The organism is Mesorhizobium sp. M7A.F.Ca.US.014.04.1.1, assembly GCF_003998745.1.
In the GTDB taxonomy this organism is placed as follows: Bacteria; Pseudomonadota; Alphaproteobacteria; order Rhizobiales; family Rhizobiaceae; genus Mesorhizobium; species Mesorhizobium ciceri.
The window spans coordinates 1-11,363 of record NZ_RZRW01000139.1; the positions used below are offsets into that span (position 1 = coordinate 1).

Sequence of the window (11,363 nt, forward strand, 5' to 3'; positions counted from 1 at the left end):
GTGCCGGTGCGTCCGTGCACCAGATCAACGTTCCGCCGCTCGGCGACCTGGAATTCAATGGTCTCGGTGGCGAAGGTGCCTTTGGTGAACTGAACGTCGGCTACGATCATGACTTCGGCAGCTGGGTCGCAGGCGTCATGGTCGATGCACGCTACTCCGGCATGACTTCCAAGCTGGATCTCGGCGGCGGATCGATCAACGTCGATACCGACTATGGGTTCGATGTGTTGGGCCGCGTTGGCATGAAGATGAACGAATCGACCCTTGCCTATGCGCTTGCCGGCTACAGCTGGCAGCATTTCGATCTGAACGCTTCCGACCCGATCGGCGACATCCTCGACTGGGGCTCCAGCGGCTTCTCGGTCGGTGGCGGACTGGAAACGGCTCTGTCCAGCAATGTCACCGTTGGCCTCGAATATCGCTATTCGCAGTTCGCCAAGAAGGACTTTTCTTCGGAATTCGGCGCACCTGACGACACCCTTACCTCGACTTCCTCTTTCCACACCGTGCGCCTCGGCGCGAAGTACAAGTTCAACTAAAAGGCCCTCCAGCCAAACAGTTGCAGCCCGTCGGCCATGCCGGCGGGCTTTTTTCTTGCGTGGAATACGTCTGCTCCAAACGCAGGCAACAAAAAAGCGGAGCCAAAGCCCCGCTTCCTCGATGACGAGATTTGCCGCCGGTTCATCCGCGGTCGGCAAATCGATCGACAATGGCTTTCTATCGCGACTATGCGACGGGAGTACGACAGCTGTTTCCAGCGGCTAATCTCAGCCTCAAGCGCGCTCGATGCGGCACTGGTAGCAATTGTTGCGCGCCGAGCGGACATGGACGTAGGCGATCTCGTCGCGTTCCAACAAGGTCTTGGCCCGCCCGGTGATGTCTCCGGTCGGGACCACGCCGCCGCTGCCATAGACGATACGGTCATCCCTGCCATAGCCGCGCACGATGTAGTCGGGGCTGTCGAGAATCTCGGGCAGCGCCTCGCCCTCGGCAGCGCCGTCGCATTCCTCGGCATGCAGGAAGATCGGCCCGGTTTCGGCATAGGGCTGAAGCTGCGGGAATGGCCTGTATGCCAGAACAAGATAGGCATCGCCGGCTCCTATGTTCTTCAAACAATGCCGGCAAGGCATGCCGTCACCATCTGAGACCTTTCGCTCGGGCGTTTGGCCATAAGCATCGACGCCACCACGCTGCAGCGTCCTGACAGCTTCGGTCGGCAAAGCTTTGAACTGGATGGTCATGGAAAAATCTCCGGTGTCGTGATTGGAAATTATGTCCTTGAACCCTCGCCGCCCACCCGATTCCTGCCAAATGTCGAAAAGCCGATCGCCCCTCGGCGATCGGCTCTCATCAGATTCCTGTCAAAGGCGCCGGCTAATTAAAATTCGGAGCTGCGACTCAACGGATGAAATCGTCGAAGCGGCGCAGCGTCACCCGGCGATTCTGCCAGTTTTCGTTCTGCGTCTGCACCAGCAAAAACTCCTCACCGTAACCAACGGTTTCCAGTGCATGGCCGGGCACCCTAAATTCGCGCACCAATGTGCGCTTGAGCGAAGCGGCGCGTTGTTCGGACAGGGCCTGGTTCGACTGGAAGGAGCCGACGGCGTCGGTATGGCCCTCGATCAGCACGCGGGCGCCGGGATCGCGGCGCAGGATTCGCCGCAGCGCGTCGGCAATAGTCTCGATCTTGTCGTATTGCGAGTTGGCAATAGCCGCCGAACCGAAGGCGAAGTTGATCGACTGGATATCGATCGAGCGGGCCATGCGGCGCAAATCCGGGCGCCGCTTGAATTCCCGGATGGTGACGCGCTCGTTCGGCCGCAATTTCACACGCGGTGCTGCCTCGAGCTTCCGCTCGATCGTCGCGGCCGAAGGCGTTGTCGCCTGGGCTGCGGCCAGGCTTGGCATGGCAATCGCCGCGATCAGCGCGGCGGCAAGTGTACGGCGGGTCAGCATGTCTTCGTCTCCTTCGGCCTTGGCCGCATTGATGGTGCGGGCAACATGCCAAAAGCAGCCTGAAGGGCCGATGAACGACAGGTTCAGATTCGAGCTGGTGTCAGCTTCCGGCTAGGGCCGCATGACGCTGGCCGCGCGCTCGGCGAAAGGCAGCGGATGCACGATTTCCTTCTTTTGCGCCACCGGTGCAAAGCCGAGCTTCTGGTAAAGCGGCAGAGCCGCCGGATGATCGAGCGTGCAGGTCTGCACCGTCACGCGCTTCGGACCATGCGACCAGGCGGCTGCGATCGCGGAACCCAGGAACCAGCGGCCGATGCCTTGTCCCGTCGCATGTTCCATCATGCCGAAATAGGCGAGCTCGACTTCTTCCGGCAGATGCGGCTTGAGATCGAAGAAGCCGGCGGGTGCGCCGTCGAGATAAAGGACCCTGATGTCGCGATCCTCGCGATGAATGCCGGCGGCAAGCTCGTCGTCATCCAGCCTCAGCACATTGACCCAGTGCCATTTGCGCCCCACCCGGTCCATCAGATAGCGGTAGAAATGCAGCGGAATGTCCTTGGTCTTCAGCAGCGCGATCTGACGGTTGTAGGGCACCGGCGGCGAATAGGCCGGCGGCACATGCATCTCGAGAAACGTCACCGTGACGTCAATATCTTCCAGCGCGCCGTTTTCCATCGTCTTCATTCCTTGCCGATCACAACGGGGCCGGTCACGACAGGCGTGTCGGAAAGCCCGCCCCACTCCGTCCAGGAGCCGTCGTAAAGCCTGTTGTTGGTATGGCCAAGTGTTTCCAGCGCCAGCGTCACCACCGCTGCGGTAATGCCGGAGCCGCATGAGGTGACGACAGGTTTCGACAGATCGATGCCGGCCTCCTCGATCGCCTTGCGCAGGCGGTCCTTCGACAGCAGCTCGCCATTTTCCGACAGCGCCGAATAGGGCAGATTGCGCGCGCCAGGCATATGGCCGGAGCGGATACCCGCGCGCGGCTCAGGCTCGGCGCCGGTAAAGCGGCCCGGTCCCCGGGCGTCGGCGATCTGGCTTGCCCTGGTGTCGACGATCCGGCGCATGTCGGCGAGGCTGGCGACGCGCCCGGAGTCGAAATCGGCATGAAACACGCTTGGCGCGATCTTCGTCGGCTCAGCCGTCACCGGTCTGCCGGCGGCTTTCCAGCCATCGAAGCCGCCATCCAGAATATAGGTCTGGAAGACGCCCATCACCCTGAACATCCACCACGCCCGGGGCGCCGAGAAGAAACCCGGACCATCGTAGACGACGATGGTGTCATCGGCCGAAACGCCCATGGCGCCGACATACTGGGCAAAATGCTGCGGTGACGGCAGCGTATGCGGCAAGGGCGAATCCGGATCCGAAACCGCATCCTGATCCAGAAATCGTGCGCCCGGGATGTGGGCCGAATCATACTCGCCGCGCGCATCGCGCTTCTGCGCCGGGAGATACCAGGATGCGTCGAGAATCGTCAGGCCCGGCTCGCCGAGACGTTGCTGCAGCCAGTCTGCGTCGACGGTGAAGGGGCTGTCCTCGGCCATTTTGTGCTCCTGCTCGCCTTTTGGCGATCACTGTCTGTTCAGTTTGCCGGCATCGGCCCAAAGCGGATGCGGAAGCGCCGGTTTTCACGGCCCTTCTTCTCGATCTTGCCGATGTGGATTTCGCCGACTTCGCCAGTGCTCTTCACATGGGTGCCGCCGCAGGGCTGGCTGTCCACCGAGGCGTTGTCGCCGATACAGACCAGGCGGATCTTGCCGGTGCCGGCCGGCGGCCGGACGTTCTTGGATTTCACCAGGCCGGGATTGGCGGCCAGTTCCTCGTCACTGATCAGCCTGACAAAGATCGGATGATCGGCCCGCACCAGCTCCATCAGCCCGGCGGTGATGTCCTCCTTGGTGAAGCCGGCATCCGGAGCGTCGAAGTCGACACGGCTGTCGTCCTCGGAAACGGCGGCACCGGTGATTGGAAACGGACAGACGACGGTGAGCAAATGGCAAGCCGCATGCATGCGCATCAGGAGATGCCGGCGTTCCCAGTCGATGGCCAACCTCACCGTCTCGCCGACCTGTGGCACTGCTTGCTCCGGCGCCGGCACATGGATGATCTCGTCCTTGGTCTCGCCGGTGAGGGTAGCGGCAATGGCGATGCGGCTGCCGTCCGCGCGTTCGAGACACCCGGTATCGCCCGGTTGGCCGCCCGAAGTGGCGTAGAAGATCGTCCGGTCGAGGATGATGCCGCCGCGGTCGTTGACGGCAACGATCGTCGCATCCGCCGTCCGCAGATAGGCGTCGTCGCGAAACAGGGCATCCGTCCAGTTTGCCATCACGCGACCTTTTCGAACGGCACCGAAATTGTGCTCTTCAGCTCCATCCAACCCGGCACCGGCAGTTGCTTCTCGCGCAGGAATTCCGGGTTGAACAGTTTTGACTGATAGCGCGTGCCGTAGTCACAAAGAATGGTCACGATGGTGTGGCCGGGACCCAATTCCCTGGCCAGGCGGATCGCGCCGGCAATGTTGATGCCGGTCGAGCCACCGACGCAAAGCCCCTCTTCCTGGATCAGGTCGAAGACGATCGGCAGCGCATCCTCATCGGGGATCTGGAAGGAAAAGTCCGGCGTGAACCCTTCGAGATTGGCGGTGATGCGCCCCTGCCCGATGCCTTCGGTGATCGAGCTGCCTTCGGACTTCAGCTCGCCGCTGGTGTAGAAGGAGTAGAGCGCGGCCCCCAGCGGGTCGGCCAGCGCGATCTTCACATCCTTGCTTTTCGCCTTCAGCCCAAAGGCGACGCCGGCCAGCGTGCCGCCGGAACCGACCGCCGAGACAAAGCCATCGACCTTGCCGCCGGTCTGGCTCCAGATTTCCTCTGCTGTGGTGCGGATATGGCCGTCACGGTTGGCAACATTGTCGAACTGGTTGGCCCAGATGGCGCCGTTCGGCTCGGTCCGCGCCAGTTGCTCGGCCAGCCGCCCCGACAGTTTCACATAATTGTTGGGGTTCTTGTAGGGCACGGCAGGCACTTCGATCAGTTCGGCACCGAGCAGCTTGATCGTGTCCTTCTTCTCCTGGCTCTGTGTGTCGGGAATGACGATGACGGTGCGATAGCCGAGCGCCTTGGCGACCAGCGTCAGCCCGATGCCGGTGTTGCCCGCCGTTCCCTCGACGACGACACCGCCGGGTCTCAGCAGCCCACGCTGCTCGGCATCGCGGATGATGAACAGGCCGGCGCGATCCTTGACCGACTGGCCCGGATTCATGAATTCGGCCTTGCCCAGGATCTCGCAACCGGTTTGTTCCGAAGCTTTGTTGAGGCGGATCAAAGGCGTTTTGCCGATCGCGTCGATCACAGAACGGGGCATTCAGGATTCCTTGTGTAGGTGCGCCGAAACCCTAGAAACCCGAAGCTGCAGTTTCAAGGCAAGAATTTGTCTGGTCCAGTCGCATTTGCGGTACTGTAATTGCGTCAGCGCTTCCCGAAACCGACCTCTTGCGCCACAGCTCATTTTCCGGCTGACGTTGAAAAGCAGCTTTTCATTCGATTTCTTCATCGCTAGAGCAAAGCACCAACAAGTCGACAGGGCGCAGCATGACACTCTACCGGGCCAACCCGAAGCACGGCGTCGCCTGGATCACGGGCGGATCGAGCGGCATCGGCCGTGCCTTGGCCAGGGATCTTGCTTCCCAGGGCTATGCCGTCGCGGTGACGGCGCTCGACGACGATCCGATCGACACGCTTGTCGTCGAGACCGCGCAGATGCCGGGCAGCGTCACGGCCTTTCACTGCGACGTCACCGACGAGCCGCGCATGGCAAGAACCGTCGCCGCGATCGAGAAGGAGCTCGGTCCCATCGTGCTCGCCATCTTCAATGCTGGGAATTACATTTCGACGCCGGGGGAGAATCTTGTCGTCAACGACTTTCGCCGGTCCTTCGAGGTCAATTATTTCGGCATCATCAACGGCCTCGTGCCTGCGGTCGAACGCATGCGTGTGCGGGCGCGCGGCCATGTCGTGCTGGTCGGCTCCGTGCCATCCTATTTCGGCTGGCCGACAACGGCCGCCTATGGCGGCACCAAGGCGGCCATCAACATCCTGGCCGAGTCGCTGAAGTATGATTTCGACAAGATGAACGTGCGTATCCAGGTGTTCAACCCAGGCTTCATCGACACCCCGCTGACCGAGAAGAACATGCTGCCGATGCCGGGACTGATGCCGGTCAGCCGCGCATCGCGCCGCATGGCGCGAGGCATCAAGTCGGGCGGTTTCGAAGTCCATTTCCCGCGCCGGACAAGCTGGCCGCTGAAACTGCTCGCCCTGCTGCCGAGGCCGCTGTGCAGAGGGTTTATCAGCCTGATGACCAGTTGGAAGGCGCGGCCTCTGCATTACGACCGCAAGCCGCCGATCGAATAGGACGCCTGCGAAATTGGCAGGCTCCCCGTTTTCGGGCCGCCGTCGCCATGGTTGAGACAAGTGCCGCGTGGAGTCTGCGATGGGGCGACGGATCGTGCTTGCTGTGCTGGGCCTTATTGCCGTTCTCGCACTGGCCTTCGTGTTCGGCCCGCGCGTTCGCGTCGACACCACGATCCGTTTCGATCCCTCGCTCATCGGCGACGATCCGCAGGCCTATGTGGCAAAGGCGGAAGCCGCCATCCCCGGAATCCGAGACGGGCTGGAGAAGGAGATCGTCTGGGCCGATCCGTTGGTGCATGCCAGGACCCCGCTATCGATCGTCTACATCCACGGCTTTTCCGCATCGAAGGGCGAGGTCCGCCCGCTGCCTGACGAAGTGGCGGAACAGCTTGACGCCAATCTCTTCTACACACGGCTTACCGGTCATGGGCAGGATGGCGCGGCGATGACGCAAGGCAGCATCAATGCCTGGATCAACGACTATGAGGAGGCGCTCGCCATCGGCCGGGCGATCGGCGACAAGGTGATCGTCATCTCGACTTCGACCGGCGGCCCGCTGGCGGTCTGGGCGGCAACGCAGCCCGGTGCGTCGGACGGGGTGGCGGCGATTGCGTTCATCTCCCCGAACTTCGGCGTCAAGACTTCGGGCGCCGAGATCCTGACCATGCCGTGGGGCAAACAAATCGCCAGGCTGGTCGCCGGCAAGGAACATAGCTTCGTGCCGCGCAACGCGCTGAATGAAAAATTCTGGACCACCCGCTATCCGATCGAAGCAACCTTGCCGATGCAGGCGCTGACCGAGCTTGCCTATGGCGCGCCGGTGGAGAAGGCGACCGTCCCTGCTTTGTTCATCTTTTCTGATTCGGACAAAGTGGTGCGGGCCGACCGCAGCCGCGAGATTGCCGGGCGCTGGGGCGCGCCGCATGAACTGGTTCCGGTCGACGACACTGGCGACCCGGACAATCACGTCATTGCCGGCGACGCGCTGTCGCCATCGACCACGGCGTTTCTGGCGCAAAGGATCGCCGTCTGGATCGAAGCGGTGGTGAAGTAGGCGACGAAAAAGGGCGACCGAAGCATCGCTTCGGCCGCCCTTTTCTTGTTTCGTCTCGGCAATCAGCCAGCCGAAGCTTGACTGACTGCAGCGCGGTCTGGCTTACGCGGCCCGCGCAGCCGGACGCTTACCGCCGAAGCGGCGCTTGTTGTTGCCCTTGAAGGCCGGCTTGGCGCCGTCCGGCTTGCGCTCGCCGGCGAAGGCCGGCTTGTCGCCGAAGCGCTTCTTGCCAAAGCCGTTGCCCTTGTTCTCGCCACCGGGCCGCCTGCCGTCGCGACGGCCATTGCGGTCGTTGCGGTCATTGGCCGGCTCGAAACGCTCGTTCTTTTCAGCCGGATTGCGCAGCGGATCGGGGCTGCCGAGATGGTCGGCAACGATCGGCAGCTTGGTGCGGATGATGCGCTCGACCTGGCGCAGCTTGCTGTTCTCGGAAGGATCGCAAAGCGTGATCGCGATGCCGTCCATGCCGTTGCGGCCGGTACGGCCGATGCGGTGGACGTAGCTCTCGGCTTCATCCGGCAGGTCGAAATTCACGACATGGCTGATGCCGGGCACGTCGATGCCACGCGCCGCGATGTCGGTCGCCACCAGAATGCGCACCGAGCCGTCGCGGAAATCGTTCAGCGCTTTCTGGCGGGCGTTCTGCGACTTGTTGCCGTGAATGACGGCGGCCTTGAAGCCATCGCGCTCGAGGTCCTTGGTCACCCTGTCGGCACCATGCTTGGTGCGCGAGAAGATGATGACGGACTTCATCGCCTCATCGGCGAGCATCGTCGACAGCACCTGGCGCTTCTGCTTGGTGCGGGCAAAGACGACGCCTTGCACGATCTCGGCCGCTGCCGTGCTTTGCGGCGCGACTTCGACGCGGATCGGGTTCTTCAGCAGGCCCTTGGCCAGTTCGGCGATTTCATTGGGCATGGTCGCCGAGAACAGCACCGTCTGACGATCGGGCGCGGTCGCCTTGGCGATGCGCTTGACGTCGTTGATGAAGCCCATGTCGAGCATGCGGTCGCCCTCGTCGAGCACCAGCCATTTGGTGTCGGCAAGCATGAGGTCGCCCTCACGCACCAGGTCGGTCAACCGGCCGGGCGTTGCGATCAGGATATCGACGCCGGGCGCAACCTTCTTCACCTGGCTGAAGCGCGAGACGCCGCCAAGCACGAGCGCGGTCGAGACATGCGCGCCCTTGGCGAGGATCTTGATCGTGTCCTCGATCTGCACGGCGAGTTCGCGCGTCGGCGCCAGGATAAGCGCACGCGCCGTCTTCGGCCGGCGCTTGGTGCCGAGTGCGATGATCTTCGACAGGATCGGCAGAGCGAAGGCCGCGGTCTTGCCGGAGCCGGTCTGGGCGATGCCGAAAATGTCACGGCCTTCCATCTGCGGCGGGATCGCCTGCGCCTGGATAGGCTTCGGCTCGGTGAAGCCGGCGTTGTGGGTGGCCTTGAGCAGCGCGCCCGTAATACCCAGTGCCGCGAAACCGGTGAGTTCCGCAGTGTTGCTACCGGGCAAAGTGTTTTCGTTGGTCAAAATAATCTTCTTTCACGCGGCTTCTGGCCGCAAACATCGATGGCGGCAGGGCGCAACCTGCCGTCGAACAAATTTTCATGAAACGACAAGGCGGGCGGACGGGTTCGTCCACTCGGCTGCGCTGTCGTGCCCGCAGGCATCATGCCACGGGGCTTTTTCGCCGCTTTGTGATTTACCGGAAAAAGGGCCGATATACCGGAAAGAGGGAAAACAGACGCAACCAGTCTCATTCGTCGAGAAGGCCGGATAAGTCCCGGCCCAAGCGCCTATGCCGCCGCATATGGCCCAGGTCGCCACCAAATGCAAGGGGCGTCATGCTGCAGCGCAGCAAAATCCACGGAGCAAGCGGCGCTTGCGCTCGCTTGCCGGCACGATTACCACGAAATGCCGCTGGCTTGGGAGGTAATCGATGAAGGACGTGCTGAAGGAACTCGAGCGCCGCCGCGAGATCGCCCGCATGGGTGGTGGCCAGGCCCGCATCGATGCCCAGCACAAGAAGGGCAAGCTCACCGCGCGCGAACGCATCGAGGTGTTTCTCGACGAGGGCTCTTTCGAGGAATTCGACATGTATGTCGAACACCGCTCGACCGACTTCGGCATGGAGAAGACCAAGATCGCCGGCGACGGCGTCGTCACCGGCTGGGGCACGGTCAACGGCCGCCCGGTCTATCTCTTCGCCAAGGATTTCACCGTGTTCGGCGGCTCGCTGTCGGAAGCGCATGCCGAGAAGGTCATCAAGGTACAGGAGATGGCGCTGCGCAACCGGGCGCCGATCATCGGCCTCTACGATGCCGGCGGCGCGCGCATCCAGGAAGGCGTCGCAGCACTCGGCGGCTATGCCGAGATCTTTCAGCGCAACGTGCTTGCCTCAGGCGTCATCCCGCAGATTTCCGTCATCATGGGTCCATGCGCCGGCGGCGATGTCTATTCGCCTGCCATGACCGACTTCATCTTCATGGTGCGCGATACCTCCTACATGTTCGTCACCGGACCGGATGTGGTGAAGACCGTGACCAACGAAACGGTGACCGCCGAGAGTCTCGGCGGCGCTTCCGTCCACACGACGAAATCCTCGATCGCCGACGGCGCCTATGACAATGACGTCGAGGCGCTGCTGCAGATGCGCCGGCTGGTCGACCTGCTGCCGGCTTCCAACACATCGGAGCTTCCCGAGATCGAATGCTACCAGTCGGTCACCGACCATGATTTGTCGCTCGACCGGCTGATTCCCGACAACGCCAACAAGCCCTACGACATCAAGGAGCTGATCCTGAAGGTCGCCGACGAAGGCGACTTCTTCGAGATCCAGCAGAATTTCGCCAAGAACATCGTCACCGGCTTCGGGCGCGTCGAGGGCCGCACGGTCGGCTTCGTCGCCAACCAGCCAATGGTGCTGGCCGGCGTGCTCGATTCGGACGCCAGCCGCAAGGCGGCGCGCTTCGTGCGCTTCTGCGACTGTTTTTCGATTCCGATCGTCACCTTCGTCGATGTCCCCGGCTTCCTGCCCGGTACAGCGCAGGAATATGGCGGGCTGATCAAGCATGGCGCGAAACTGCTGTTCGCCTATGCCGAGGCCACCGTGCCGAAGATCACAGTCATCACCAGAAAAGCCTATGGCGGCGCCTATGACGTGATGGCCTCAAAACACCTGCGCGGCGACATGAACTATGCCTGGCCAACGGCACAGATCGCGGTGATGGGTGCGAGGGGCGCGGTCGAGATCATCTACCGCAAGGACATCGGTGATGCCGAAAAGATCGCAGCCCATACAAAGGCATACGAGGATCGCTTCCTGTCGCCCTTCGTCGCCGCCGAACGCGGTTATGTCGACGAGGTGATCATGCCGCACTCGACCCGCCGCCGTATTGCGCGGGCGCTCCGCATGCTGCGCAACAAGGACATGCAGAACCCCTGGAAGAAGCACGACAACATCCCGCTGTGAGACGCCGGCAACTCACTCCTCTTCCGCCGCCCCGAACCCCGCTCCCATGGTGGCGCGGACAGGGCTGCCCCACGGTGTCGCGTGATTGTCGATGCGCATCTGGAAGATGAAATAGGTCGGCGAGCAGAAGCCGATGCCTTTCACTTTGCCGATGCCCGGCGTGTCCGGCGGCAGCGATTGGCACATATAGTCCTCGCGGCAGAAATGATCGGCCGAACAGGCCGGCCGGTTGCCGCGATTGACGGCGCCGCCAAGGCATTGGTCGAAATTGTTGGTGGCCACGCAGATGTCGAATTTCTTGCCGCCGACCAGCCCGCAAATCTCGTTCGGCATCGGCTTGCCAGCTTTGAAGGCCGCGAAGGCACGGTCCTTGTCGTCGCAGCCGCGATAGGCGATGCCGCCCGGCACGCCGATCTTCGGCGGACGGCCGGTGCAGGCGGTGCCCGACGCCGCAGGCGCGGAGGCCGCCAAC

At 62.5% G+C, this 11,363-nt stretch carries 11 protein-coding genes and 1 pseudogene; 4 read left to right on the forward strand and 8 right to left on the reverse strand.

Annotation, left to right across the window (positions count from 1 at the left end; genetic code table 11):
* A partial coding sequence (locus EOA22_RS12095; RefSeq protein ID WP_164755375.1) for an outer membrane beta-barrel protein occupies nt 1–539 on the forward strand: 539 nt, incomplete at its 5' end.
* Nucleotides 540–773: 234 nt separating this feature from the next.
* Here EOA22_RS12095 and EOA22_RS12100 read toward each other — a convergent pair.
* The 6 genes from EOA22_RS12100 to EOA22_RS12125 form a co-directional block, all read right to left on the reverse strand.
* Nucleotides 774–1,241 carry a DUF1203 domain-containing protein gene (locus EOA22_RS12100; protein ID WP_013531464.1) on the reverse strand — a complete coding sequence of 156 codons (468 nt, stop codon included), beginning with the start codon at nt 1,239–1,241 and terminating at the stop codon, nt 774–776.
* 157 nt (nt 1,242–1,398) lie between these two features.
* A complete protein-coding gene (locus EOA22_RS12105) occupies nt 1,399–1,956 on the reverse strand; it encodes an OmpA family protein (RefSeq protein ID WP_013531463.1) in 558 nt (185 codons plus the stop codon).
* Nucleotides 1,957–2,067: 111 nt separating this feature from the next.
* Nucleotides 2,068–2,631 (reverse strand): GNAT family N-acetyltransferase, encoded by a 564-nt coding sequence (locus tag EOA22_RS12110; protein ID WP_013531462.1) that lies wholly within the window; start codon nt 2,629–2,631, stop codon nt 2,068–2,070.
* A 5-nt stretch (nt 2,632–2,636) separates the two neighbouring features.
* Nucleotides 2,637–3,503: a 3-mercaptopyruvate sulfurtransferase gene (sseA, locus tag EOA22_RS12115; RefSeq protein ID WP_063168058.1), complete on the reverse strand. Its 867-nt coding sequence runs from the start codon at nt 3,501–3,503 to the stop codon at nt 2,637–2,639.
* A gap of 38 nt (nt 3,504–3,541) precedes the next feature.
* A complete protein-coding gene (locus EOA22_RS12120) occupies nt 3,542–4,285 on the reverse strand; it encodes an alanyl-tRNA editing protein (RefSeq protein ID WP_063168059.1) in 744 nt (247 codons plus the stop codon).
* Nucleotides 4,285–5,319 (reverse strand): cysteine synthase A, encoded by a 1,035-nt coding sequence (locus EOA22_RS12125; RefSeq protein WP_013531459.1) that lies wholly within the window; start codon nt 5,317–5,319, stop codon nt 4,285–4,287. The genes EOA22_RS12120 and EOA22_RS12125 overlap by 1 nt, the downstream gene beginning before the upstream one ends.
* Before the next feature lie 227 nt (nt 5,320–5,546).
* Between EOA22_RS12125 and EOA22_RS12130 the strand changes: the two genes are divergently transcribed.
* Nucleotides 5,547–6,368, forward strand: a complete 822-nt coding sequence (locus EOA22_RS12130; RefSeq protein WP_127389986.1) for an SDR family oxidoreductase — start codon at nt 5,547–5,549, stop codon at nt 6,366–6,368.
* A 79-nt stretch (nt 6,369–6,447) separates the two neighbouring features.
* On the forward strand, nt 6,448–7,422 hold the full coding sequence (locus tag EOA22_RS12135; protein ID WP_127389987.1) for an alpha/beta fold hydrolase: 975 nt from the start codon (nt 6,448–6,450) through the stop codon (nt 7,420–7,422).
* A gap of 102 nt (nt 7,423–7,524) precedes the next feature.
* On the opposite strand, the gene EOA22_RS12140 is transcribed toward EOA22_RS12135, so the two are convergent.
* Nucleotides 7,525–8,949 (reverse strand): DEAD/DEAH box helicase, encoded by a 1,425-nt coding sequence (locus tag EOA22_RS12140; RefSeq protein WP_024505079.1) that lies wholly within the window; start codon nt 8,947–8,949, stop codon nt 7,525–7,527.
* Nucleotides 8,950–9,358: 409 nt separating this feature from the next.
* Between EOA22_RS12140 and EOA22_RS12145 the strand changes: the two genes are divergently transcribed.
* Nucleotides 9,359–10,891: an acyl-CoA carboxylase subunit beta gene (locus EOA22_RS12145; protein ID WP_013531455.1), complete on the forward strand. Its 1,533-nt coding sequence runs from the start codon at nt 9,359–9,361 to the stop codon at nt 10,889–10,891.
* 12 nt (nt 10,892–10,903) lie between these two features.
* Here the strand turns inward: EOA22_RS12145 and EOA22_RS12150 are convergent.
* Nucleotides 10,904–11,363: pseudogene (locus EOA22_RS12150) on the reverse strand (hypothetical protein); the annotation flags it as partial.